The sequence below is a fragment of the Pseudonocardia sp. TRM90224 genome, assembly GCF_021245725.1.
Taxonomy (GTDB): domain Bacteria; phylum Actinomycetota; class Actinomycetes; order Mycobacteriales; family Pseudonocardiaceae; genus Pseudonocardia.
The window spans coordinates 122,131-145,941 of record NZ_JAJGSX010000003.1; the positions used below are offsets into that span (position 1 = coordinate 122,131).

Consider the following 23,811-nt stretch of genomic DNA (forward strand, 5'->3'; position numbering starts at 1 on the left):
GGCCATTCAACCGCGCGGGGTGATCTCCCCCATCTTCCCCCAGCCTTCGCCGTCGACCCCCTGGATGCTGACGATGTCCGGGGTCGTCGCCACGACGTCGGGCATCCACCCCATCGCCGTCTTGAAGTGGTCCGACGTCACGTGCGCTTCGCCCGCGCCGTCCTGGAAGGCCTCTACCAGCACGAACTGGTTCGGATCGTCGACGCTTCGCGACCACTCGAAGAAGATGTTGCCCGGCTCGGCGCGCGTGGCGGTCGTGAAGTCCTGCGCAAGCGAGATCCACTCGTCACTGCGCTCCGGCCTGATCGTGAACTTGACGACGATGAAGATCATGGATCCACCCCTTCGACCGGGCTCCCGCTGACGGGCCCGGATTCTAGGGAAGTTGGCGCCCGCCGAACGTCCGCAGATCAATTCGAGACACTCGGCCGCCGATGTTTCACGTGGAACATCACCCGACCGGGGCCCGGCCGAGCTTGACCACCTGCGGCACGGCGAGCAGCACGAGCGACCCCACGACGATCAACACGGCGCTGACCTGCAGAACCACGGTGATCCCCGCCGTGTCCGCGACCAGTCCGACCAGCACGTAGCTGAGCGGGACAGCCGAGAGCTCACCGAACTGGGTCCAGGCGTTGATCCGCCCCAGCTGTTCGGCGGGGAGGTGCTCGGCGAGCGCGGTGGCCCAGGCCACCGACGCCACGTCGAGCCCGATCCCGGTCAGCGCAGCGGCAGCGACGACAACCACGAGCGGCGCTTCCAACCCGACGGCGAGCAACGGCGCTGCGAACATCGTCGACGCGATGGTGGCGACGACCATCGGCCGGCGCATCGGTAGCCGCAACGCGACGACGGAACCCACCACCAGCCCGACGCCCAGCCCGGACTGCACCACCCCCCACGCGTGCTCACCGCCGTAGTACCGGGCCGCCGCGACCGGGCCGAGCAGCACCCAACCGGCGAGGTAGAGCCCGACAACAACAACGCCGCTCACCGAGTACGTCCACACCCACGTCGTCGTGCGGAACACCTGCCAGCCGTCGGCCAGGTCGCCGAGGAACGAGCGGCCGGACCCCAGCCGCGGAAGCCCGAGCCGCACCAGGAGCCCGGCCGCGACGAGGTGCGCCGCCGCGTCCACCGCGAGCGACCACGCCGGTCCCGCGAACGCGAGGATCAGCCCGCTCGCGGCGGGCGCCGCGATCCGGATGACGTTCACCGGGAGCCGCAACAACGCCGTCGCCCGCTGGACCTGGTGCACCGCCACCAGCTGCGGCACGACGGCCTGCTCGATCGGCATCCGGAACGCCGCGGCGGCGCCGAAGACCGCGCTGAGCACCGCCAGCCGGCCGACGGTCGCGGCACCGGTCACCACCCGCACAACAACAACCGACTGCACAACACCCGCGACGAGCGAGCCTCCCACCAGCAGCGCGCCTCGTGGCAGGCGGTCGGCCAGCACACCGCCCAGCAGCACGGTCAGGAGTTGGGGAACGCTGGTCGCCGCCAGCACCACCGCCAGGCCGGTCGGTGCGGGGTCGACGTCCAGCACGGCCGCGGCGAGCGCGATCGGCGCCATCGCCGTGCCGATCCTGGCGACCACCATCGCAGCGGCGAACCGGACGAACCGACGGTTGCGCGCGAGGGCGGTGGACACGGCGCCAGAACGTAGTCACGTCTGTCGGCAAAGTATTGATCGACCGTTGTGTTCGTCTTCGTGAAAGCAGGTTCGCCCGGTAGTGGCCTGAATCTTGCGGAGTTCGGCCCTCAGACCGCTGTTGTCGATCGGGTGTCGAGGCGAAGCATCGAAGCCATGCCGTCCCTCCCCGAATCCGCCCGCTCGCTGATCACGAACGGCGCGCTGGGCCATTGCGTCACCCTCAACCCCGACGGCAGCCCGCAGGTCAGCGCCGTCTGGGTCGATGTCGAGGGCGACCAGCTCCTGATGGGTCACTTCGCCGAGTACAAGAAGATCAAGAATCTGCGGCGCGACCCGCGGATCGTCCTCTCGTTCGCCGGCCCCGAACCGCTGCCGAACGGGATGCACCCGAACCTCGTCGTGCACGGCAAGGCCGAGGTGACCGAGGGCGGCGCCGCGGAGCTGATCACCAAGCTCGCGAAGGTGTACGTCGGGCCCGACTTCGACTTCCCGCTCCCGCCCGGCCCGCCGCCCGGGTACGTCGTCCGGATCACGGTGGACCGGGTGGGCGGGGTCGGCCCCTGGATCAGCGGCTGAGCCGCTCGACGCTCGCCCAGCGCACCAGCGGCGGCGTGGCCAGGCCCGCCGCCGCCAGCAGCACCCCGACGCCGATCCAGCCCAGCTGACCCCCTCCGATGAGGAGACCGGTCAGGATCGCCGGCGCTGCGCTCTCCCCGAGACCGACCCCGATTCCCCAAACACCCTGGTACTGGCCGTGCGCGTGCGGCGCGGCGAGAGTGAACGAGAGGCTGAACGACGCCGCGGCCTGGAGCAGCTCGCCGAAGGAGTGCACCAGCACCGCCGCAGCGAGCAGCAACACGGTCGGCACCGGCGGCAGGCCGGCCGTGAGCGCGAACAGCACGACAGCGGCGACGAAGACCCAGCCCGACCTGCGCGCGGCCCGTGCGGCCGACGCCGGCTCGTCCAGCCCGCGCCCGACCCGGACCTGGAAGAGCACGCACATCACCGTGTTGACCAGGAAGACCGGCGCAACCGCCCACATCGGGGCGTTGGTCGCGGTGGCCACCCACAGCGGGAGCGCGATCGTGAGCACGCCGTACTGCACGGTCATGACGCCGTTCACCGCGGTGACGGCGAGGTAGCGACCGTCGCGGACAGCCGCCCACCTGCGTACCGGGCGAGGAACAGCGCCTGCGGTCAGCACGTCCGGCAGCGGACGGTAGAGCACAGCGGCAACGAGGAACGTGAGCACGTCGAGCCCGATCATGGCGAGGTAGACGGGCCGGGAGTCGATGGCCAGCACGACGCCTGCGAGCACCGTTCCGACGGAGATCCCGAGGTTGGCCGCGGCGCGCAGCATGCCGCGGGCCCGGGCCGCGCCCGCCGTGCCGAACAACCCGGCGAGCAACGCTCCCCTGGCCGCGTTGCTCCCGGCGAGCCCGATCGCCGCGAGGGTGGCGACCGGCACGAACGCCTGCACCGAGCCCACGACGGCATAGCCGGCGGTGGCCACGGCTTCGAGCCCGAGCATGGCGATCGCGACCCGCCGCGGCTCGGTGACGTCGGCCCACGCCCCGATCGGCACGCCGACCAGCACCCCCACAACACCGGCGACCGTCAGGCCCACCCCGACCTCGATCGGCGAGAGACCGGCCGAGGTCACCAGGAACAGGACGCCCGAGGTCAGCCACAGCCCGTTCCCCATCGAGCTGATGCCCGTCGCGACGACCAGCAGGCGAAGTGCACCGGACATCCCGTCCTCCAGTAACTGTCATTTGGCACTAATGACTATTACAACAGGCTAGGTCGAAGCCGGTAAGCTGCACAAGTGGACTTCGAGGCTTACGCCACGGGCGTCGTCGAGCTGGTGAACCGCCCGCTCGACTCCGTCGACGCCATCAAGGAGCTGCTTAGCGACCGCGGCTGGTCACAACGCCGCGTGGAGCCGGACGACGTCGAGGTGCTCCAGGGCGTGCGCGCCCGGCTCGCCGAGGTCGTCGAGAATTCGGTCAACAATGACGAGAAAGCGGTCGTGGCCAACCTGAACTCGCTGCTCACGGCTCACCCGATCCGCCCGCAGATCTCCGGCCACGACGCGCGCAGCTGGCACCTGCACGTCGCCGACGACGGCGCTTCGGCAGTGGAAGTGCTGGTCAGCGAGGCGCTGTTCGGGTTGGCGCTGGTCGTCACGGAGGTCGGGGCGACCAGGCTGGGACGGTGCTCCGCGCCGGGCTGCGGGCGCGCGTACCTGGACACGTCCCACAACCGGTCGCGCCGCTACTGCAGCGGGCGGTGCGCGACCAGGGTCAACGTCGCCGCCCACCGCAAGCGCCTGAAGTCCACGAACCGGGCGAACGGGTAGCGCGCATGCCCCAGCCGACGCTCCACACCGAACGCCTGCTCCTGGTCCCGCTGGCCGAGCAGCACATCGAGCTCGAGGTCGAACTCGACTCCGACCCGGAGGTGATGCGTTTCCTCACCGGCCGGGCCAGCACGAGAGCCGAGGTGCTCGCGTCGCATGCCCGACGGATGGCGCTGGGCCGGCAGGTCGACGGCCTCGGCTTCTGGATGGCGTTCGAGGCACCGAAAGGCGACCCGGCCGGAGACGAGTTCGTCGGGCTCATGATGCTGCCGCCGGCGCACGGGCCCGACCAGCCGGACGACCCGACGGTCTCCGACCTCGGCTACCGGCTCCTGCGGCGCCACTGGCGCAAGGGCCTGGCCGGTGAGGCGTCCCGGGCGCTGCTGCGGCACGCCTTCGACACCGTCGGGCAGAGCCGGGTGATCGCGCAGACCATGGCGGTGAACACCGCCTCCCGCGCGCTCATGACGTCGGTCGGCATGCGGCACGTGCGCACGTACTACCCGCAGTGGGACGACCCGCTGCCGGGCTCGGAACAGGGTGAGGTGGAGTACGAGATCACCCGCGCGATGTGGCGGAGCTAGGCCTCCTAGGGCCTGCTGGAGCGCGACGACGTCGAGCGAGTCGAGCACGGCCGCGGCGATCATCGAGAGCGGCTCGTCCGCCGACGTGGGTTGGACATCAAGCGGTTCACCGTGCAGAGCGGCTGGTCGACCGCCTCGGCCCAGCCGATCTCCGCGCGGTCGGCCTCGATCGCCCCGACCGGGCCCGTCCGCGGTGTCGGTAGCGTCAGTGGCCAGCAGCCGCAACGTAGGCCGTGGTAATGCACGTGCGCGGCTGAACCGCGTCGGGAAGAGTTCGGCCGGGGATCGTGCGTCCCCCGACGCGGAGGGTGGAAATCGTGGAGGAGAGCTTGCCGGGCGGCCGGACGACCGGCGCGGTGCGGGTCGCGGACACCATCCGCAAGCCGGCGCAGCCGTGGTCGGCGGCGGTGCGGGCAGTGCTCGGCCACCTGGAGGCGACCGGGTTCGAGGGGGCGCCCCGCGACCGGGGTCTCGACGAGCACGGTCGCTCGATCCTGACCTTCCTCCCGGGCCGGACCGTCGGCGAGGACCTGCCTTGGCCGGCGTGGGTCCACTCCGACGCCGCGTTGACGCAGGTCGGGCGGTGGTTGCGGCGGCTGCACGACGCCACGGCCGATTTCGTTCCGCCGGCCGACGCCGTCTGGCTCTCCGGACGACCGTGGCGGCCGGGGCTGGTCATCGGACATCAGGACGTCGCGCCCTACAACGCGGTGTTCGACGACGACGGCCTGATCGGGTTCGTCGACTGGGACACCGCGGCGCCCTCCAGCCGCGAGCTCGACCTCGCGTTCGCCGCGCTGATGTGGGTGCCGCTGCACATCCGCGAGGTTGTGGAGCCGCAGGGGTTCCGAGCGTTCGACGACCGGTCCCGGCGCTTGCACGTCCTGCTCGACGCCTACGGCTACGACGGCGACCGGGCCGGCTTCGGTGCGGCCGTCGCGGAGCGGTGCAGGATCAACGTCGCGGCGATCCGCCGGATGGCCGCGGGCGGTGAAGCGATCTACCAGGCCTTGTTGCAGCACGCGGACCAGCTGGAACGCGCCGCCGTCGAGATCGAGGAGCTGCCGGCGGGGTTCTGGGCCACGGAGATCAGCTCCGGCGGTGCCCCATGAGGTCGAGGGCGAAGGCCACGTACTGCTCGGCGATCTGCTCCGGGCTGTACGTGCCGTTCGCGCGCCACCACGTCGGCAGCGCCGTGCACATCGTGACGATCGCCCGCGCACGCTCGTGCGCCATGTCCGCGGTGAACCGGCCCGCCCGCACCGCGGCGTCGACCTCGTCGTAGACCATCTGCGACTGCTCGGTCCGCAGCGCGGCGATCTTCCGCTCGTTGACGGGATCGAAGCTGCGCTTCTCGGCCGCGCCGACGAACCCGAGGTCGGCCCGGTGGGTGTGGAACAGTGCGAGGTGCTCGACCAGGAAGCTGAAGCGCTCGACGGGGTCCTTGCCCTCGCGCCTGGCGGCCTCCGCCCGACGCAGCAGGTCGTCCATCGTGTATTCGAGCAACCTCAGCAGCATGTGCTGCTTGCTCGTGTAGTAGTGGTAGATCCCCGACACCGACAGCCCCGCCCGCGTGGCGATCTCGCGGACGGTGGCGCCGTGGTACCCGATGTGGAGGAACTCCTCGAGTGCGGCGCGCAGCACCGGATCGAACTCGAGCGGCTCGTAGACCCGCCACGACGAGTCGGACGGCAGCGGCACCGCAGGCGGCTCGATCAGCCCGACCGGCCCGACCGGCCCGACCGGCGGGACGACGTCGTCGGGGTCCGGGATGACGGCGTCGAGGATGTCGGCGACACCGACGTCCATGGCGTCTGCGATCTGCTTGAGCCGTTGCACGCTGAGGCCGGTGCGGCCGTTCTCGATCTGGCTCAACGTCGCCGGGCTGACCCCGATCGAACGGGCCAGGCTGCGCAGGCTCGTGCCGCGGCTCGCGCGGACCGCACGGACCTGTGCTCCGACCACCTCGTCGGCCATCCGGCCGGCCCGTTCCGTCCTCATCGGAGCAGTTTCCACGCGTTTAGAATAAACGAACACATCTCACCTAACCCATCCCCCAGGTGCCCTTGACGGTCAAAATTGTGCTCTGCATCATCCTCTAAACACGGACCGAGCGAGCGCTCCAACGCTCGCGCTCCTGTTCAGTATGTGGAGGAGACAAAGATGTCAGATGCCCCCGCGATGCGTGAACTCCTTGGCACCGATGCCCCCACCAACTGGGGCAAGTGGGGTCCCGACGACGAGCTGGGCTGCCTGAACTACCTCGACGCGGGCGAGGTGCTGCGCGGTGTGCAGCACATCAAGACGGGCCAGGTGTTCACCCTGCAGATCCAGATGGGCCGCACCGACGGCCCCGGCGACCCGCTCTGGCCAGGCCGCGAGGGCATCAAGCGCAAGAACGAGCTCGACGAGTCGACGTGGGACGGCGACGGCGGTCCGGCGTTCCCCGGCGGGTTGCACTACGCCGACGACACCGCCCACATCTTCCTGCAGGGCTCCACGCAGTACGACGCATTGGGCCACGTCTGGTACGACGGCCAGCTCTGGAACGGCTACGACGCACGCACCACCGTCGACGCGATGCAGAAGGCCTCGGTGCTGCCGATCGCGGAGAAGGGGGTGGTCGGGCGCGGGGTGCTGATCGACATGGCCCGCCACCGCGGCAAGGACTACCTCGACAAGGGCGAGACGTTCGACCACACCGACCTGGAGGCGGCGGCCGCCGCGCAGGGCGTGACGATCGAGCCGCACGACATCCTCGTCATCCGCACCGGCTGGATGAAGTACTGGTACGAGCTCAACGACAAGGAGAAGTTCTACGACGGGTTCAAGGAGCCCGGCCTGACCTACTCCCGCGAGCTCGTCGAATGGTTCCAGCAGCGCGAGGTGCCCAACCTCGTCACCGACACGATCGCCAACGAGGTCACCTACGAGCCCGAGTCCGGCGTCGCGTTGCCGCTGCACTGCGCGCTCATGCGCAACCTCGGCGTGGCCCTCACCGAGATAGCCTGGCTCGACGACCTCGCCGACGCCTGCGCCGCCGACGGACGCTGGAGCTTCCTCTACGTCGCCGCGCCCCTGAAGGTCGTCAACGGGACCGGCGCCCCGGTCAACCCGATCGCCATCCGCTGAGGGGCCGCGATGTCCGTCTACGACGACAAGGTGTGGCTGGCCCGGTACGACGCCGGCCAGCCCGAAACCATCACACGCGAATACGACTCCGCGCTGGACATGTTCAAGGCGACGGTCGCGCGGTCGGGTGCCGCGAACGCCATCAGGTACTTCGACCGCCGGATCAGCTTCACCGAGCTCGACGAGCTCTCCGACGCGTTCGCCGCCGGCATCACGGCCGAGGGCTTCCAGCCGGGCGAGCGGGTCGCGATCTTCGCGCAGAACGTGCCGCAGTTCGTCATCGCGCAGATCGGTGCCTGGAAGGCCGGCGGCATCGCGGTGTCGATCAACCCGATGAACAAGGAACGGGAGCTCACCGAGCTGCTGCGGGACTCCGGCGCGACCGTGCTCGTGGCGCTGCAGTCGCTGCACCGCGATGTCGCGTCGAAGGTGCTGCCCGGCTCCTCGGTGCGCATTGTGATCACCACCTCGGAGCTGGACTTCCAGACGCGCAACGAGCGGGCCGTCTTCTCCGGGGTGGAGCGGATCGACTGCCCCGGCACGCTCGACCTGCTCGAACTGCTCGACGCGCACCGCGGCACGGCCCCACCGCAGATCCGGCTCGGCCCCGACGACGTGGCCTTCCTGACCTACACCTCCGGCACCACCGGACCGCCCAAGGGCGCGATGACCACACACGGCAACGTGGTCTTCAACGCCCAGAGCTACCGCGACTGGATCGGGATCGGGCCGGACGACGTGGTGCTGGGCATCGCCCCGCTCTTCCACATCACCGGTCTGGTCGGGCATATCGCGATCTCGCTGCTGGCCGGCGCACCGCTCGTGCTGATGTACCGGCTCGACCCGGCGCTCACGCTCGACACCATCGAGGCCGAACGTGCGACGTTCACCGTCGGCTCGATCACGGTGTTCATCGCGTTCATGAACGCCCCGAACGCCGAGAAGACCAAGCTGGCGTCGCTCAGCAAGATCTACTCCGGCGGCGCGCCCATCCCGCCGAGCACCGTGAACGCGTTCCGCGACGTCTTCGGCCACTACATCCACAACATCTACGGGCTGACCGAGACGACCTCCCCCTCGCACGCGGTCCCGCACAGCGTCGAGGCGCCGGTCGATCCCGCATCCGGGGCGCTGTCGGTCGGCGTGCCGATCTACAACACGATCGTGCGGATCATCGGTGAGGACGGCGATGAACTCCCCGCCGGCGAGGTCGGCGAGCTCGTCACCGCCGGGCCGCAGGTCGTGGCCGGCTACTGGAACAAGCCGGAGGAGACCGAGAAGGCGCTGCCCGGCGGGGTGCTGCACACCGGGGACGTCGGCTACATGGACGCCCAGGGCTGGTTCTACATCGTCGACCGCAAGAAGGACCAGATCAACGCGGGCGGGTACAAGATCTGGCCACGCGAGGTCGAGGACGTGCTCTACGAGCACCCGACGGTTCGTGAAGCGGCCGTCGTCGGCGTCCCCGACGAGTACCGCGGGGAGACCGTGAAGGCGTTCGTCTCGCTCAAGGCCGGGGCCACGACCACCGCGGAGGAGATCATCGCGTTCACCAAGGAACGCATGGCCGCATACAAGTACCCGCGCCAGGTCGAGATCATCGACGAGATCCCGAAGACCGTCAGCGGCAAGGTGCTGCGACGGGAGCTGCGCACCCGCAGCTGACCGGCACCCCCGAGCGACCCCGAACCGACCCCGAACCCCCGGCGCCGGGCCTGCGTCCTGTCGCGGCCCGGCGCCGGAGCCACCACGCATCCCCGTCAGGAAGTGTTCGATGTCCACGACCGTCCACGTCGCGGCCGACTGATGCCGGATGGTCCCGAGGCCGTTCCCGGCCTCGACCTCCCCGGTCTGCAGAGCTTCTTCGAGCGGCACGTCGCAGGAACGACCGGGCCGCTGGTGGGCGAGCTGCTCTCCGGCGGCCGGTCCAACCTCACCTACCGGATCAGCGACGGCGCCAGCTCGTGGGTGCTGCGCCGGCCGCCGCTGGGTGGGCTCACCCCGTCGGCGCACGACATGCGGCGCGAGTACCGGGTGGTCGAGGCCCTGCACGGCAGCGCCGTCCCGGTCGCCCGGCCCGTCGCCTACACCGACGACGAGGAGGTCATCGGCGCGCCCTTCGCCGTGGTCGAACACGTCGACGGGCGGGTCCTGCGCACCCAGCGCGACATCCGGGACGTACCGACCGATGAGCTCCGGCAGATCTCGGACTCCCTCATCGCCGTCATGGCCGAGCTGCACCGGATCCGCCCCGACGATGTCGGGCTGGGCGACTTCGGCCGACCGGCCGGCTACCTGCGACGTCAGGTGGCGCGGTGGACAGATCAATGGGAGCGAACAGCGACAACGCCGGTGCCGGACGTCGACCGGCTGGGCAGGGTCCTCGCCGCGCGCTGCCCCGACGAGAGCGCGCACAGCATCGTCCACGGCGATCTCCGCATCGACAACACGATCCTCCGGGCCGACCACCTCACCTCCGTCCGCGCGCTGCTCGACTGGGAGATGGCGACGCTCGGCGACCCGCTCTCCGACCTCGCGCTGCACCTCGTCTACCGCGACGAGGCGTTCTCCCCCGTGCTCGGCGGTCAGGCCGCCTCGACCGACCCGCGGATGCCCACCGCCGATCACATCGTCGAGCGGTACGCCGCCGAGTCGGGCCGGTCGGTCGACCAGCTCGACTTCCACCTCGGGCTGGCGTACTTCAAGACCGCCGTGATCGCGGCGGGGATCCACACCCGACACGCCGGCGGCCACACCGCCGGCGGCGACTTCACCGGTGTCGAGGAGGCCATCCCGCTGCTGGCCGCGGCCGGGCTCGCCGCCTACTCACCGGGCCGCTGACGGACGACGGCTCAGGGTTCGCGCTTGGCAACGAGGACGACGACCGGGCCGATCGGCGGCTCGGGAGGGAGCCGCAGCTCGGCCACGAGCTTCAGCCCGGCCTCCTCGATCAGCCCGACCAGCTGCTCCGGTCGCCACTGGTATGTCGTCCAGGTGACCGGGACCCCGCCGTAGGCCTCGGTGCGTGCCAGGTCGTCGTCGCCGACGTGCGTCGCGAGGATCATCTGACCCGCCGGCACGAGCGAACGGGCGAACGTCGACAGGACCTCCGGCAGGATGTCGCGGGGCAGGTTGAACAACGACCACCAGCCCATCACGCCACCCAGGGACCCTTCGGCCAGGTCGAGTTCGGTGGCCGACCCGACGCTGAAGGTGCACCGGGGGTGGAGGCGGCGCGCGTGCTCGACCATGCGTGGCGACAGGTCGACACCGGAGACGTCGACGCCGCGCTCGGCGAGGTAAGCCGTCACCTGGCCGGGCCCGCACCCCACGTCGAGCACCGGGCCCAGCTTGCCGGCGGTGTCGGCGAACGCGTCCATTGCGGCGCGCAGCCACGGGTGGCTCCGGACGTCCCCGAGGCCCGTCGTGGCCACCATCTCCACGTACTTGTCGGCCACCCGGTCGTACGAATCGCGGACGGCGTCGAGGTCAGCAGGCTGAGAGACGGAGATCGCACCCATGGTGCGGCACGGTAGCGAGCAGGTCCGACACTCAGCGCTGGGTCAGCCCGATCAGCCGGTCAGTACTGGCCGGTCGTGATCGTCGGATAGGCCATCAGCACCACGGCCCGCGCCGGCTCGGCGCCGAGGGTCTCGTAGACGTGCGGGACGTCGGCGGCGAAGCGCAGGACGTCCCCGGCGGCCAGCTCCTCCGCCTCGTCCTGCGGCCCGGCCCGGAGCCGACCCTCGATCAGGAACAGGTGCTCGACGACACCTCGGGGATGGGCGCCGGACTCGCGCCGGCCGCCCACCGGGACGACGATGTCGAGCGCCTCGATCAGCGGGACGCCCGTGATCTGGGTGAGCAGCCTGGCCTGCACGGGGTCGGCGGCGACGGCGAGGTCGGCGGCGCGGGTCACCGCAACGCGCATCGGCGGCTGCGCGACCAGCGCTCCCCAGGAGACGTTCAACGCGTCGGCGAGAGCGTAGATCGTCTCCAGGGTCGGGTTGGCCTGCCCCGCCTCGATGCGCGAGAGCGTGGCCTTGCCGGTGCCGCTGGCCTCGGCGAGCGCGGCCACGGTCATCCCCCGAGCTGCTCGGATGGTCCGCAGGTTCGCGGCGACCGCCCGTCGTGCGTCATCCACGGCGCGACCCTATCCCTTGCACAGAAGCATCATGAATGAGACTTTAGCCTCGTTCATGAGACTAGACAGCGAAGGGACAGCCCGATGCCCCGTGGCACCAAATCAGTTGTGTTCACCGAGGCGGCCGGACGGCCGGTCGGACCGTTCTCGCAAGCCGTGCGTGCCGGCGACCTGATCTTCGTCTCGGGCACGGTGCCGCTCGATCCGGCGACCGGCGAGACGGTCGAGAAAGACCTCGCGATCCAGACCCGTCAGGTCTTCGACAACATCCGCACCGTGCTGCGCGCCGCCGGAGCGGACCTCGACGACCTCGTGATGGTCACCGTCCACCTCCAGGACGTGGCCGACTGGGCAGCGTTCAACGAGGTGTACCGCACGTTCTTCGACGAGTACCTGCCGGCTCGCATGACCTTCGAAGGCCGACCCCCGCTGGACTTCCTGGTCGACGTCGACGCGATCGCCTACAAGCCCGAGGAAGGCTAGCGCCGCCACCGGAAAGTGGCCGAAAGTACGATCCCGCCGGCCCGAACCGAGAATGTGACCGGTTGTCGGCGCCTGGCCGGGTTCGCACGATTTGCCCATGCCTCGTGACGATCTCCATCCTCGCCGGCCACGTCTCGTCGGGCTCGACGTAGTGCGCGGATTCGCACTGTGCGGGGTGCTGGTCGCGAACGTCAAACCGATCGCCAACGTCGACGACGCCTCGGTGGTGTCGTCCGCGACCCAGGAAAGCGCCGTCGACTGGTTGCACCTGCTGGTCGATCTGCGCTTCTACCCGATCTTCTCGGTGCTTTTCGGGATCGGGTTCTCACTGCTGCTGGAATCCGCCGCACGTCGTGCCGCTCGTCCGCGGCTGGTTCTCTTGCGGCGGCTCCTCGTGCTGCTGGTGATCGGACTGGCGCACATGCTGCTGCTATGGCGGGGCGACATCCTGGCCGTGTACGCGGCCGCCGGGCTGGTGGTGCTGCTGCCTTCCAGCTGGCTGCCGCGATGGGTGGTGGCCGGGCTCGCCGCCGTGCTCCTCGCGGCCGCGCTGCTCCTCGGCGGCGGGCATTTTGCGCTCGTGCCCGGGTTGTTCCTGCTGGGCGCGGCGCTGACCCGGTACGGGGTGGTCGCCCGGATCGAGCGAACAGCGCGGGTTCCGGCGGTGCTGGGCGCGGTGTTCGCGGTCGGGGCGGCACCTCTGCTCTGGCTGCAGGTCGGGTTCGAGCGGACCGGTGATGTCGACGGCCCGATCGCGCGGATCGTGTACCCGGGGGCAGGGTTGCTGCTGGCGGGGCTGTACGTGTGCCTCCTGCTGGTGCTGCTGCAGACGCCACTGCGCCGGGCGTTGCGGGTGGTCTTCGAGCCGCTCGGTCGGATGGCGTTGACCAACTACCTGACCGCCACGGTCCTGGTGCTGGGTGTCTACCTGTTGGTTGGTCACCCGGAGCGTTGGTCGTCGAAGACGGTGCTCGTGATCGCCGGTTTCGTCCTCGCGGTCCAGTGGCTGTTCTCGTCCCTCTGGCTGCGCCGCTACAGCCAGGGCCCGCTGGAGTGGCTGTGGCGCTGGGCCACCTGGGCACGGCGCCCGCCCCTGCGCCGCACCCCCGGGCCTCGGGCGGTTGTCGGTGGCTAGCGGCCGGCGCGCCGGCGTTGATGGTTGGGATCGGCGGCTCGGGCTCGTGGTCGACGTGGTGCTCGCCGTCGCGTCCGCCGCGACGCTGCTCGTGACGGCGGTCGCGATCGGGGTGAGCTGGGGCGGCGTCTACTGGCTGTTCGACGCCGCCGCGGGGCTGGTGGTGTGCTGGCTCGCGCTGTGGTGGCGAGGTCAGGATCGGGCTGCGGCCGCGGGTCTGGTCGTCGCGGTGGTCGCCGTCCTTGTCGCGTGGGCCGCCGACCTGCCTCAAGAGCCCGGCCCGGCCACGGTGCTGGGCCTGGCGGTGCTCGTCGGCTCGGCGGTTCGAGCGCTCCCTGCTCGACGGGCCGTTGCAGTCGCGGCCGCGGGGTTCGCAGTGGTCGCCGGCACCTGGTTCGCCGCCACGCCCTCCTCCGCGGGGATCACGGCGGTGACGACGCTGAACGCCTTGGGCTGGCTCGGCGCGATCGTGGTCGGGTTGTCGGGCCGGCTGCGGGACGCCCGCCGCCGGGCCTTCGTCGACGAGGTCCGCCGCGAGGAGCGCATGGAGCTGGCCAGGGAGCTGCACGACGTCGCCGCCCACCACCTCACCGGGATCGTCATCCAGGCCCAGGCTGCCCAGCTCGCCGTCCGCAAGAACGCGGACGACGTCGGCCGGTCGCTGGCCGACATCGAGGCTGCCGGCTCCGAGGCATTGGGCGCGATCCGCCGGGTCGTCGGGTTGCTGCGCGACGGCGACGACGTCGTCTCGGCCGCGGCGGGGTGCGAGCAGATCGGCGAGCTGGTCAGGCGATTCCAGGACCACGGGCACGGCCCCGCGGTGCAGCTCCGGATGCCTGCTGATGGGCAGGTGTGGCCGGCAGAGGTGAGCAGCACCGTCTACCGGATCGTCCAGGAATCGCTGACCAACATCGCCCGGCACGCCCCGGCGGCGGGCTCGGTCACGATCGACGTCGCCCAGGACCATGAGGCCCTCACCATCGAGGTCACGGACGACGCCCCGACCACCCCGACCCGCTACCGCCGCGGCGGGCACGGACTGAGCGGGCACGGACTGCGCGGGCACGGATTGATCGGGATGCGCGAGCGGGTCGAGGCCCTCGGCGGCACGCTGCAAGCGGGCCGGCGCGCGGATGCCGGTTGGTCGATCCGGGCCGACCTGCCCTTCGCCGCATCCGGGCGCGAATGACCATCAGAGTGCTGCTGGCCGACGACCAGGCGATGGTGCGCGGCGGCCTGCGCATGATCCTGGAGGATCAGCCCGACATCAGCGTGATCGCTGAAGCGGCCGACGGCGTGGAGGCGGTCGCGCTGGCTCGGCAGCTTCGCCCCGACGTGTGTCTGGTCGACATCCGGATGCCCCGCCTCGACGGCATCTGTGTCACCCGTGCGCTGGCGGGTCCCGGCGTCGGCGCACCGCTGCGGGTGGTCGTGGTGACCACCTTCGACCTCGACGACTACGTCTACGGCGCGCTGCGCGGTGGGGCGGTCGGGTTCATCCTCAAAGACGCCGGCCCCGCCTTGCTGGTGGAGGCCGTCCGGGCCGCGAGCGTCGGGGACGCCCTGGTCTCACCTTCGGTCACCATGCGGCTGCTCCGCCACGTGACGGCCACCCGACCGCAAGCCGTCGGCCGGCCCACGACGCCGCTGACGGACCGGGAGATCGAGGTCGTCCGCGCCACCGCACGGGGATGCACCAATCGTGAGATCGCCGCCGAGCTGTTCATCTCGCTGAGCACGGTGAAGAGCCACGTGGCAACCATCCAAGGCAAGCTCGGGGTCCGCAATCGCGTCGGGATCGCCGCCTGGGCGTGGGAGAACCGCGTGGCGGAACCCACTTGATGAACAAGCCGTAGGGTCAGGTGCCGTGACCCCTTCAGGTGATGTTCGCGTCGCCGCTTTCGGAGACCGTGGCGAGGCTGCGGTGCTCGCCGAGTTCCTCGGCTACAAGCGCGAGGCGATCATCAAGAAGGTGGTCGACCTGCCCGACGCGGTCGCGCACCGAGCCTGCGTGCCCTCGGGAACCAGCCTGGCCTGGCTGGTCAAACACTTGACCGCCTCGGAACGGCTCTGGTTCGGCGGAGCCACTAGGGACGAGTGGAAGGCGGTGTCGGTGCTCGACGCCGACGAGACCGTCGCGGATCTGGTTGCCGGCTACCGGAACGCCTCGCAGGAGTCCGACACGATCATCGCCGGCTGGACCGATCTCGGTCAGGTCATCGACGAACCGAACACGGCTCGGCACCCCGCCACAGCGCGGTGGATCATGCAGCACATGATCAGCGAGACGGCCCGCCACGCCGGCCACGCCGACATCCTGCGCGAGCAGATCGACGGAGTGATCGGCCGATAGGTCGATGGCCCGGCCAGCCGAGATGGCCATCGGGCGGACGAAGGACACGCCGGCAGGCTCGGGTTCAGCAGGGTTGCACGTCGGTGATCGACCAGGCCATGCCGTAAATCGGTGCGGTCACGACCCGACCCGGTGCCGGCCCCGGTGCCACTTCCGGCGGGGCGAACGGGTTGGACTGCCACCGCACTCCGCATCCATCAACCTCGACCGACCCGTCCGGCAGCTGGCGGATGGCGAGGGAGCTGTACTCGATCCGGTGGTACCGGCCGGGGTCGGCAAGCCGGGATCGCAGATGACGGACGGCGGAGCGGCAGTCACGCGCGCCGAGCGTGGCGGCGAGCGCCGTGCGGGCGTCCTCGTCGAGCAACGCGCCCGAGCACGCGGGTTCGCTCTCATCGGGAGTGGCGATCAGGCGCATCAGCTCCACCAACGCGCCTTCCGGGGAGCCGGGAAGCAGCTGCAACCGCGCGCCACCTCCCGCCCCGCCGCGCTCGGTCTCCAGCTGCGTCACTGCACCATCGACGAGCACAATTGCCACGCCGACGAGCGCAACGAGCAACACGGCCACGGCGAGGGCCAGCCGCGGCCACACCCAGCGCGGCCACCGGCCGGGATCCGGGGTGGTGCTCATGACCGAGATGATCCCTTAGCGACCCGCTGCGGTCAGCCGAGTGCTGACGCTCACCCGAACTGAGAACCGTCTCGCGGAACCCACGCAAAGTCTCGCAGCTCCGGTAGGCCCGATCTTCACAGATGGCTGGCCCAGAATCACCGAAACCGAGCGAAGCCAAGGCAGCCAAGCAAAGCGAAGGCACGGGAATGGACCACAGGAGATGGGGATCCGGGGGCGCAGCCCCCGGCCGGGGGTGTGGGGGCTTGGCCCCCACATAGGAAGACGATGATCGGCCAGAGGCCAACGCCGCAGGCGTGGCACACGTCGCCCCCGATCGGGTGGAGACGAGGGGAATCGAACCCCTAACCCCCGCCTTGCAAAGGCGGTGCTCTGCCAATTGAGCTACGTCCCCTGTGCTGAGCGGGACGTAACTCGCTCAGCGTGAGCGCTGGGTGATGATCAGTTGTTGGTGGCCTCGTGCCACAGGTCGTTCTCCGAGCGGGACGCCCGGATCTTCGAGAAGACGAGTGCGCCCGCAGCGAGGGCGACGACGACGAGGAGAAGCTTCTTCATGGTGTTCGTCCTTGCCTGTTCCGGGGATCGGAAGTGGGCCTAGCTGGATTTGAACCAGCGACCTCGTCGTTATCAGCGACGCGCTCTAACCAACTGAGCTATAGGCCCCTGCGGCACGATCGAGGCTACCTCACGGCCCCGAGCGCTCCGCAACCGGGATATCAGTCGCGCTCCGAGAGCGTGACCTCGATGCCGCCTACCAGGTCGGACGACACGTTGTAGACGAACGCGCCCACGGTCATCGCGACGGCGAAGAGCAGGCTGTTGATCGCTCCCACGACTGCGGCGAGGCCGAAGACCCGTCCTGCGGTGATGAGTGGTTCGCCCGATACGGCGCCGCTGGAGAGCAACTCGGCGTAGCCGCCGTTGAGGCGACCCCAGACGCCCATGCCGTCGAGGGCGCCGTACAGCACGCCGACGGCGACCATCCAGACGAGGAACAGGACGACGGCCAGCACGAGCCCGAGCTTCATGACGGCCCATGGGTCGAGGCGCTTCAGCTGCAGCGCGGCCTGCCTCGGTGCGCGGTTGCGGACCGCGCGCACCGTCGTGCGGCCGGTGCCCTGCTCCGTCGTGGGCTCGGAGTGCTCCGCGCCGGCGAAGCCGGGGTGCTGCGGCGGCGCTTCGAGGAAGGTGGTCGGGCCTTCGGTGTCGAGCAGGCCGCCCACCGGCCCGGGTGAGTGTTGCGGCTGTGCGGGCGGGGGCGGCGGCGGGGTCTGGGGCTGCGGCGCTGCCGCCGGCTGCGTTTGTTCGTGGGGCGCGTCCTGCCCCGGCATCCGGCTCCACGGGGGCGGCGGAGCCGCCTCGGGGCCGGGGCCGGGAACGGGTCCCGGGGCGGGTTCCGGCGGCGTCGCCATCCGGGACGACGCCGCTGCCTGGCGGGCGGCCGCGGCGAGGATCGCCGGATCGACCGGCCGGGTGGCGTCGTCGCTGCCCACCGGCGCGTACGCCGACGGGTTCTGCTTGCCGTTGCCCGCGGTGTGCAGCCGGATGCGCGCCGTCGGCGCTTCCTCGGGCGGCGGCCGGTTGGGATCGACGACGGTGGTCGCGGCGTCGACGGCCGGCATGTCCACCGCGGTCTTCGTCTCGTCCGGCACGGGCTCCGCGGCCGCCGGCTGCTCCGCCGCCACAGGTCCGGCGGGAGCGGACTGGGCCGGTACCTGCGGCGGAGCGGGCGGTGACGCAGGCGGTGACGCGACTGGAGCCTCGGCCTGCCCCTGGGCCTGCTGTTCGGCCTGCTGTTGTTCGGCCTGCTGCTGTTCGGCGGCGGCCGCCGGCGCGGGTTGCTCCGCGCCGGCGGTCGGGCCGGTCATGCCGCTCGTGCCGTTGGTGCCGTCCCGATGAGGAGCGGCCTGCTGCTCAGGCACCTCGCCTGACGTTCCACCGGTTGCCACGGTGCCGCGTTCGGGGTCGTCAGGTGTGCTCGTCGTGTCGTTCACGAGTCGAGGTGTCTCCTCTTCGATGGCGCTCGTTCGCTAGCGCCTCGGGCGTCAGCTCTGTTCGGTCTCGTCTGCATCGTCCTCGGCATTGCGCGCGACCGCCAGCAGCGTTGCACTCTCGCCGAGGTTCATGAGACGGACCCCCTTCGTCTGACGTCCGGCCTTGCGAACTTCACGGGCCGATGTCCGGATCACCCCGCCGGTAGAGGTGATCGCATACAGCTCGTCGTCGATCCCGACGATGAGCGCACCGACCAGCGTGCCACGGCGACGGTCGTACTGGAGGGTCAGAACCCCCTTGCCGCCGCGGCCCTGCACCGGGTAATCCTCGATCGGCGTGCGCTTCGCGTAGCCGCCGGTGGTCGCGACCAACACGAACGTGTCGGGCAGCACCACGGCGAGCGAGAGCAGGTGGTCGTCGGGGTTGAACCGCATCCCCAACACACCGGAGGTGGCCCGGCCCATCGGGCGCAGCACCTCGTCGCTCGCGGTGAACCGGATCGACTGGCCCTCCGCAGAGACGAGCAGCAGGTCGTCGTTCGCCGAGCAGAGCACGGCGCCGACGAGCTCGTCGTCCTCGCGGAGGTTGATGCCGATCAGACCGCCGGACCGGGGCGAATCGAAGTCGGTGAGCCGCGACTTCTTCACCAGACCACTTCTCGTCGCAAGGACGAGATATGGCGCGGCCTGGTAGTCCTTGATCTGCATGACCTGGGCGATGTGCTCGTCCGGTTGGAACGCGAGCAGGTTCGCCACGTGCTGGCCACGCGCGTTGCGGTTGGCCTCCGGCAGCTCGTAGGCCTTGAGCCGGTAGACGCGCCCCTTGTTCGTGAAGAACAGCATCCAGTCGTGCGTCGAGCAGACGAAGAAGTGGGCGACGATGTCGTCCTGCTTCAGCGTCGCACCCTGCACGCCCTTGCCGCCACGCTTCTGGGCGCGGTAGAGGTCGGTCTTGGTGCGCTTCGCGTAACCGGTCTGCGTGATCGTGACGACGACGTCCTCGACGGCGATGAGGTCCTCGTTGGTGACATCACCGTCGTCCGCGACGATCTGCGTGCGCCGCTCGTCGCCGTGCTTCTCGACGATCTCGGTGAGCTCGTCGCGCACGATCTGCCGCTGCCGCTCGGGGCGGGCGAGGATGTCCTCGAGGTCGGCGATCGTCCGCTCGATCTCCGCGAGCTCGTCGATGATCTTCTGACGCTCCAGCGCGGCGAGCCGCCGCAGCTGCATGTCGAGGATCGCCTGGGCCTGGATCTCGTCGACGTCGAGCAGCTGGATCAGGCCGTCGCGCGCGACCTCGACCGTCGCCGACGCCCTGATCAGCGCGATGACCTCGTCGAGCGCGTCGAGTGCCTTGACGTATCCGCGCAGGATGTGGGCCCGCTCCTCCGCCTTGCGCAGGCGGTAGCGGGTGCGCCGGACGATGACCTCGATCTGGTGGCGGATGTAGTTGCGCACGACCTGGTCGAGGCGCAGCGTGCGCGGCACGCCGTCGACGATCGCCAGCATGTTGACGCCGAACGCGTACTGCAGCTGCGTGTGCTTGTACAGGTTGTTGATCACGACCTTGGCGACGGCGTCGCGCTTGAGCGTGATCACGATGCGCATGCCGATGCGGTCGGACGACTCGTCGTTGATCTCGGCGATGCCGGCGAGCTTGCCGTCGCGGTGCTGGCTCGCGATCGACTCGATCAGGTTGTCCGGGTTGACCTGGTACGGCAGCTCGGTGACGACGAGGATGGTGCGCCCCTTGGCGTCCTCCTCCACCTCGACGACCGCGCGCATGCGCACGGAACCGCGACCGGTGCGGTAGGCCTGCTCGATGCCGTCGCGGCCCACGATGAGCCCCGCGGTCGGGAAGTCGGGGCCCTTGATGCGCTCCATGAGCGCGGTGAGCAGCTCCTCGTCGGATGCTTCCCAGTTGTCGAGCGACCAGACGACGCCGGCGCCGACCTCACGCAGGTTGTGCGGCGGGATGTTGGTCGCCATGCCGACGGCGATGCCGGAGCTGCCGTTGATGAGCAGGTTCGGCACGCGCGACGGCAGGACGTCCGGTTCCTGCGTCTTGCCGTCGTAGTTCGGCGCGAAGTCGACGGTGTCCTCGTCGATGTCCTGCAGCATCGCCATGGCGAGCGGGGTGAGACGGCACTCCGTGTACCTCATGGCGGCAGCCGGGTCGTTGCCCCGCGACCCGAAGTTGCCCTGCCCGTCGATCAGCGGGTAGCGCATCGACCACGGCTGCGCGAGCCGGACGAGCGCGTCGTAGATCGACGTGTCGCCGTGGGGGTGGTAGTTACCCATGACCTCGCCGACGACGCGCGCGCACTTGACGTAGCTGCGGTCGGGGCGGAAGCCGTTCTCCCCCATCGAGTAGAGGACGCGCCGGTGCACCGGCTTGAGCCCGTCCTCGACCAGCGGCAGCGCGCGACCGACGATCACGCTCATCGCGTAGTCGATGTAGGAGCGCTGCATCTCCTGCTGGATGTCGACCGGCTCCGTGCGGTCGCCTTCGCTGGGCGGCGGCAACGTGGGATCCAAGGTGTCTGTCATGCGAAGTTCCTTCCGCGGTTCGGACTCAGACGTCCAGGAACCGCACGTCCTTGGCGTTGCGGGTGATGAACGACCGGCGTGACTCGACGTCCTCGCCCATCAGGATCGAGAACAGCTCGTCGGCGGTGGCGGCGTCGTCGAGGGTGACCTGCAGCAGCACCCGGTTGGCCGGGTCCATCGTGGTCTCCCACAGCTCCTTGGCGTTCATCTCGCCGAGGCCCTTGTAGCGCTGGACGCCCTCTTCCTTCGGCAGCTTCTTGCCGGCGGCGCGGCCGGCCTCGATGAGGCCGTCGCGCTCGCGGTCGGAGTAGGCGAACTCCGGCTCGGCGCCGCGGCCGCCCCACTTGATCTTGTAGAGCGGCGGCTGGGCGAGGAAGACGTGCCCGTGCTCGACGAGCGGGCGCATGAAGCGGAAGAGCAGCGTGAGCAGCAGCGTGCGGATGTGCTGGCCGTCGACGTCGGCGTCGGCCATCAGCACGATCTTGTGGTAGCGCAGCTTGGCGAGGTCGAACTCGTCGTGGATGCCGGTGCCGAGCGCCGTGATGATGGCCTGGACCTCGGTGTTCTTGAGGACGCGGTCGATGCGCGCCTTCTCCACGTTGATGATCTTGCCGCGGATCGGGAGGATCGCCTGGAACATCGAGTCGCGGCCGGACTTCGCCGAGCCACCCGCCGAGTCGCCCTCGACGATGTAGACCTCGGAGCGGCTGGGGTCGGTCGAGCGGCAGTCGGCGAGCTTGCCGGGCAGGCCGCCGATGTCGCCCGCGCTCTTGCGGCGGACGAGCTCACGCGCCTTGCGGGCCGCCGCGCGCGCCTGCGCCGACTGGACCGCCTTGTTGACGATCGTCTTCGCCTCGACGGGGTTGCGCTCGAACCAGTCGGCCAGCCACTCGTTGCTGATCCGCTGCACGAACGACTTGATCTCGGTGTTGCCCAGCTTGGTCTTGGTCTGGCCCTCGAACTGGGGCTCCTTGACCTTGACCGAGACGATCGCGGCGAGCCCCTCGCGGATGTCGTCGCCCGACAGCGCGGGGTCCTTCTCCTTGAGGAACTTCTTCTCCTTCGCGTAGCGGTTGACCGTGGTGGTCAGCGCAGCGCGGAAGCCCTCTTCGTGGGTGCCGCCCTCGTGCGTGTTGATCGTGTTGGCGAAGGTGTAGACCGACTCGGTGTAGCCGGAGTTCCACTGCATCGCGACCTCGACGGCGTGGCCCTCGGCCTCGGCGGAGTACGACACGAGCTTCTTGTGGATCGGGTCCTTCGACTTGTTCAGGTGGGCGACGAAGTCCTCCAGCCCACCCGGGTAGCAGAAGGTGTACTCCTTCACCTTCGCGACGTAGCCCTCGGCGTCGGGCTCCTCGGCGTCGTGGTTGCTGTCGCCGTTGCGCTCGTCGCGCAGGACGATGGTGAGCCCCTTGTTCAGGAACGCCATCTCCTGCAGCCGGCGGCGGATCGTCTCGATGTTGTACGTGAGGGTCTCGAAGATGTCGCCGTCGGCCCAGTACGTGACGGTGCTGCCGGTGCGGTTGGTCGGCTCGCCCTTGCGCAGCGGACCGGGCACGGAGCGCGCGTAGTGCTGGCGCCACACGTGACCGTCGGTGTGGATCTCGACGTCGAGCGCGGTGGACAGCGCGTTGACGACCGAGACGCCGACGCCGTGGAGACCGCCGGACACGGCGTAGGAGTCGCTGTCGAACTTGCCGCCGGCGTGCAGCATCGTCAGCACCATCTCGACGGCGGGCTTCTTCTCGATCGGGTGCATGCCGACCGGGATGCCGCGGCCGTCGTCGACGACGCTCACGCCGCCGTCCTCCTGCAGCGTCACCTCGACGCGGGTGGCGTACCCGGCCATCGCCTCGTCGACGGCGTTGTCCACGACCTCCCAGATCAGGTGGTGCAGACCGCGCTCTCCGGTGGACCCGATGTACATGCCGGGGCGCTTGCGGACTGCCTCGAGACCTTCGAGAACGGTGATCGACGACGCGCCGTAGGTGTTCTTCTTCTCCGCCACGGGCTGCTATGTCTCCTCGCGATGAGTGCTCACGTGCACGACGACAGGCGTCGCGTACAGAGCCTGCTCGACCGGGCCGATTCGGGGGATGCCCGGAACCTCTTCCATCATACCGGTGCGCCCTGACAGAAACGCTTCTAGGACACCCCTAGAAGCCTCACAGAACGCCGATCGTCGATTCGGGCGGGTCCGCGAGGCCGAGAAGGGGGTCCGACTGCGCTGCGGCGCCGTCACGTCGCCCTGAATGGCCGCTTGCGGCGATTTCGTCAGCCGTACGTGTCCCGCGGACCGCGGCCACGCACGGAACGTGGTCCGTGTCGCCAGCTCGGGCCGGTCGGCGCGACCACCCGGATCCGCTTGACGACGTCCTTCCCGACGGCGCCGGCGAGCCTGTAGAGCAGCTGTCGCTGCAGCGTGCGCAGCTGCGTCGCCCACGCGGTCGATTCCGCCTGCAGCACCAGCTCACCGTCGCGCAGCGACAGCGGCGTGCAGTGGTCGGCGATGTCGGGACCGACGAGGTGGTTCCAGCGGCTCAGCACCGTCGCGTCGGTCAGGCGCGGCGACCAGCCGCGGTCGAGCGAGACCCGTGCGACCACCCTGCCGAACGGCTGCGGGTCGCGATCGTCCGGGCCGGGACCCGACCAGCGGCGGCGCCGACCGCGCGAACCGGTCGGTTTGCGGCCGCTGCGCTGCGCCGCCTGATCCTCGGCGCGGGCCGCCGAGGCCTCCCGCGCGGCCCGCAACGCGTCGCGCGCGATGTCGGCTCCGCGACGGGCGG

At 70.1% G+C, this 23,811-nt stretch carries 24 protein-coding genes and 2 tRNA genes; 12 read left to right on the forward strand and 14 right to left on the reverse strand.

The window, feature by feature from the left end; translation table 11 throughout:
- Positions 1-6: 6 nt before the first annotated feature.
- A complete protein-coding gene (locus LL648_RS04775; protein ID WP_232661171.1) occupies positions 7-333 on the reverse strand; it encodes a putative quinol monooxygenase in 327 nt (108 codons plus the stop codon).
- A gap of 118 nt (positions 334-451) precedes the next feature.
- Positions 452-1,654: an MFS transporter gene (locus LL648_RS04780; protein WP_232661172.1), complete on the reverse strand. Its 1,203-nt coding sequence runs from the start codon at positions 1,652-1,654 to the stop codon at positions 452-454.
- A gap of 156 nt (positions 1,655-1,810) precedes the next feature.
- Here LL648_RS04780 and LL648_RS04785 point away from each other — a divergent pair, with 156 nt between their 5' ends.
- Positions 1,811-2,233 (forward strand): PPOX class F420-dependent oxidoreductase, encoded by a 423-nt coding sequence (locus LL648_RS04785; RefSeq protein WP_232661173.1) that lies wholly within the window; start codon positions 1,811-1,813, stop codon positions 2,231-2,233.
- Here the strand turns inward: LL648_RS04785 and LL648_RS04790 are convergent.
- Positions 2,223-3,410: an MFS transporter gene (locus LL648_RS04790; protein WP_232661174.1), complete on the reverse strand. Its 1,188-nt coding sequence runs from the start codon at positions 3,408-3,410 to the stop codon at positions 2,223-2,225. The two genes, LL648_RS04785 and LL648_RS04790, sit on opposite strands and share 11 nt — an antisense overlap.
- A 75-nt stretch (positions 3,411-3,485) precedes the next feature.
- Here LL648_RS04790 and LL648_RS04795 point away from each other — a divergent pair, with 75 nt between their 5' ends.
- The 3 genes from LL648_RS04795 (at position 3,486) to LL648_RS04805 (ending at position 5,715) form a co-directional block, all read left to right on the forward strand.
- Complete coding sequence (locus tag LL648_RS04795; protein WP_232661175.1) at positions 3,486-4,019, forward strand: CGNR zinc finger domain-containing protein; 534 nt, start codon at positions 3,486-3,488, stop codon at positions 4,017-4,019.
- A 5-nt stretch (positions 4,020-4,024) separates the two neighbouring features.
- Positions 4,025-4,603, forward strand: coding sequence for a GNAT family N-acetyltransferase (locus tag LL648_RS04800; protein WP_232661176.1), 579 nt, complete (start codon positions 4,025-4,027; stop codon positions 4,601-4,603).
- 317 nt (positions 4,604-4,920) lie between these two features.
- Complete coding sequence (locus LL648_RS04805; protein ID WP_232661177.1) at positions 4,921-5,715, forward strand: phosphotransferase; 795 nt, start codon at positions 4,921-4,923, stop codon at positions 5,713-5,715.
- Here the strand turns inward: LL648_RS04805 and LL648_RS04810 are convergent.
- Positions 5,693-6,604 (reverse strand): TetR family transcriptional regulator, encoded by a 912-nt coding sequence (locus tag LL648_RS04810; RefSeq protein ID WP_232661178.1) that lies wholly within the window; start codon positions 6,602-6,604, stop codon positions 5,693-5,695. The genes LL648_RS04805 and LL648_RS04810 overlap by 23 nt on opposite strands.
- A gap of 162 nt (positions 6,605-6,766) precedes the next feature.
- On the opposite strand from LL648_RS04810, the gene LL648_RS04815 reads away from it, so the two are divergent.
- The 3 genes from LL648_RS04815 (at position 6,767) to LL648_RS04825 (ending at position 10,576) form a co-directional block, all read left to right on the forward strand.
- Positions 6,767-7,735 (forward strand): cyclase family protein, encoded by a 969-nt coding sequence (locus LL648_RS04815; protein WP_232661179.1) that lies wholly within the window; start codon positions 6,767-6,769, stop codon positions 7,733-7,735.
- Positions 7,736-7,744: 9 nt separating this feature from the next.
- Complete coding sequence (locus tag LL648_RS04820; RefSeq protein WP_232661180.1) at positions 7,745-9,400, forward strand: class I adenylate-forming enzyme family protein; 1,656 nt, start codon at positions 7,745-7,747, stop codon at positions 9,398-9,400.
- Between the two features lie 141 nt (positions 9,401-9,541).
- Entirely contained in the window at positions 9,542-10,576 is a 1,035-nt protein-coding gene (locus LL648_RS04825; protein WP_232661181.1) for a phosphotransferase family protein, read from the forward strand.
- An 11-nt stretch (positions 10,577-10,587) separates the two neighbouring features.
- Here LL648_RS04825 and LL648_RS04830 read toward each other — a convergent pair whose 3' ends face one another.
- On the reverse strand, positions 10,588-11,256 hold the full coding sequence (locus LL648_RS04830; RefSeq protein ID WP_232661182.1) for a class I SAM-dependent methyltransferase: 669 nt from the start codon (positions 11,254-11,256) through the stop codon (positions 10,588-10,590).
- A gap of 59 nt (positions 11,257-11,315) precedes the next feature.
- Entirely contained in the window at positions 11,316-11,879 is a 564-nt protein-coding gene (locus tag LL648_RS04835) for a helix-turn-helix domain-containing protein (RefSeq protein ID WP_232661183.1), read from the reverse strand.
- Positions 11,880-11,963: 84 nt separating this feature from the next.
- On the opposite strand from LL648_RS04835, the gene LL648_RS04840 reads away from it, so the two are divergent.
- The 5 genes from LL648_RS04840 (at position 11,964) to LL648_RS04860 (ending at position 15,850) form a co-directional block, all read left to right on the forward strand.
- Positions 11,964-12,362, forward strand: a complete 399-nt coding sequence (locus LL648_RS04840; RefSeq protein ID WP_232661184.1) for a RidA family protein — start codon at positions 11,964-11,966, stop codon at positions 12,360-12,362.
- 97 nt (positions 12,363-12,459) lie between these two features.
- Entirely contained in the window at positions 12,460-13,497 is a 1,038-nt protein-coding gene (locus LL648_RS04845; RefSeq protein WP_232661185.1) for a DUF418 domain-containing protein, read from the forward strand.
- A complete protein-coding gene (locus LL648_RS04850; protein ID WP_232661186.1) occupies positions 13,490-14,686 on the forward strand; it encodes a sensor histidine kinase in 1,197 nt (398 codons plus the stop codon). The genes LL648_RS04845 and LL648_RS04850 overlap by 8 nt, the downstream gene beginning before the upstream one ends.
- On the forward strand, positions 14,683-15,339 hold the full coding sequence (locus tag LL648_RS04855) for a response regulator (RefSeq protein ID WP_232661187.1): 657 nt from the start codon (positions 14,683-14,685) through the stop codon (positions 15,337-15,339). The genes LL648_RS04850 and LL648_RS04855 overlap by 4 nt, the downstream gene beginning before the upstream one ends.
- A 25-nt stretch (positions 15,340-15,364) precedes the next feature.
- Positions 15,365-15,850: a DinB family protein gene (locus LL648_RS04860; protein ID WP_232661188.1), complete on the forward strand. Its 486-nt coding sequence runs from the start codon at positions 15,365-15,367 to the stop codon at positions 15,848-15,850.
- A 64-nt stretch (positions 15,851-15,914) separates the two neighbouring features.
- Here the strand turns inward: LL648_RS04860 and LL648_RS04865 are convergent, their stop codons facing one another.
- The 8 genes from LL648_RS04865 to LL648_RS04900 form a co-directional block, all read right to left on the reverse strand.
- Positions 15,915-16,481: a hypothetical protein gene (locus LL648_RS04865; protein WP_232661189.1), complete on the reverse strand. Its 567-nt coding sequence runs from the start codon at positions 16,479-16,481 to the stop codon at positions 15,915-15,917.
- Positions 16,482-16,802: 321 nt separating this feature from the next.
- A tRNA-Ala gene (locus LL648_RS04870) sits at positions 16,803-16,875 on the reverse strand.
- A gap of 47 nt (positions 16,876-16,922) precedes the next feature.
- Positions 16,923-17,036 carry a DLW-39 family protein gene (locus tag LL648_RS04875; RefSeq protein ID WP_232661190.1) on the reverse strand — a complete coding sequence of 38 codons (114 nt, stop codon included), beginning with the start codon at positions 17,034-17,036 and terminating at the stop codon, positions 16,923-16,925.
- A 34-nt stretch (positions 17,037-17,070) separates the two neighbouring features.
- Positions 17,071-17,144 (reverse strand) — tRNA-Ile (locus tag LL648_RS04880).
- Positions 17,145-17,197: 53 nt separating this feature from the next.
- A complete protein-coding gene (locus LL648_RS45005; protein WP_308190242.1) occupies positions 17,198-18,403 on the reverse strand; it encodes a DUF3566 domain-containing protein in 1,206 nt (401 codons plus the stop codon).
- Between the two features lie 123 nt (positions 18,404-18,526).
- Entirely contained in the window at positions 18,527-21,025 is a 2,499-nt protein-coding gene (gyrA, locus tag LL648_RS04890) for a DNA gyrase subunit A (protein ID WP_232661191.1), read from the reverse strand.
- A 25-nt stretch (positions 21,026-21,050) separates the two neighbouring features.
- The gene (gene gyrB, locus LL648_RS04895) at positions 21,051-23,033 is read right to left on the reverse strand and encodes a DNA topoisomerase (ATP-hydrolyzing) subunit B (protein ID WP_232661192.1); all 1,983 of its coding nucleotides are present in this window, start codon (positions 23,031-23,033) and stop codon (positions 21,051-21,053) included.
- A gap of 266 nt (positions 23,034-23,299) precedes the next feature.
- On the reverse strand, positions 23,300-23,776 hold the full coding sequence (locus LL648_RS04900; RefSeq protein ID WP_232661193.1) for a DUF721 domain-containing protein: 477 nt from the start codon (positions 23,774-23,776) through the stop codon (positions 23,300-23,302).
- Between the last annotated feature and the right edge of the window lie 35 nt (positions 23,777-23,811).

Coding starts and splice junctions, on each gene's coding strand:
- gyrA (WP_232661191.1), bottom strand. CDS start 21,025: ATGACAGACACCTTGGATCCCACGTTGCCGCCGCCCAGCGAAGGCGAC.
- LL648_RS04830 (WP_232661182.1), bottom strand. CDS start 11,256: ATGGGTGCGATCTCCGTCTCTCAGCCTGCTGACCTCGACGCCGTCCGC.
- LL648_RS04810 (WP_232661178.1), bottom strand. CDS start 6,604: ATGAGGACGGAACGGGCCGGCCGGATGGCCGACGAGGTGGTCGGAGCA.
- LL648_RS04845 (WP_232661185.1), top strand. CDS start 12,460: ATGCCTCGTGACGATCTCCATCCTCGCCGGCCACGTCTCGTCGGGCTC.
- LL648_RS04775 (WP_232661171.1), bottom strand. CDS start 333: ATGATCTTCATCGTCGTCAAGTTCACGATCAGGCCGGAGCGCAGTGAC.
- LL648_RS04875 (WP_232661190.1), bottom strand. CDS start 17,036: ATGAAGAAGCTTCTCCTCGTCGTCGTCGCCCTCGCTGCGGGCGCACTC.
- LL648_RS04820 (WP_232661180.1), top strand. CDS start 7,745: ATGTCCGTCTACGACGACAAGGTGTGGCTGGCCCGGTACGACGCCGGC.
- LL648_RS04840 (WP_232661184.1), top strand. CDS start 11,964: ATGCCCCGTGGCACCAAATCAGTTGTGTTCACCGAGGCGGCCGGACGG.
- LL648_RS04825 (WP_232661181.1), top strand. CDS start 9,542: ATGCCGGATGGTCCCGAGGCCGTTCCCGGCCTCGACCTCCCCGGTCTG.
- LL648_RS04785 (WP_232661173.1), top strand. CDS start 1,811: ATGCCGTCCCTCCCCGAATCCGCCCGCTCGCTGATCACGAACGGCGCG.
- LL648_RS04800 (WP_232661176.1), top strand. CDS start 4,025: ATGCCCCAGCCGACGCTCCACACCGAACGCCTGCTCCTGGTCCCGCTG.
- LL648_RS04865 (WP_232661189.1), bottom strand. CDS start 16,481: ATGAGCACCACCCCGGATCCCGGCCGGTGGCCGCGCTGGGTGTGGCCG.
- LL648_RS04855 (WP_232661187.1), top strand. CDS start 14,683: ATGACCATCAGAGTGCTGCTGGCCGACGACCAGGCGATGGTGCGCGGC.
- LL648_RS04790 (WP_232661174.1), bottom strand. CDS start 3,410: ATGTCCGGTGCACTTCGCCTGCTGGTCGTCGCGACGGGCATCAGCTCG.
- LL648_RS04815 (WP_232661179.1), top strand. CDS start 6,767: ATGTCAGATGCCCCCGCGATGCGTGAACTCCTTGGCACCGATGCCCCC.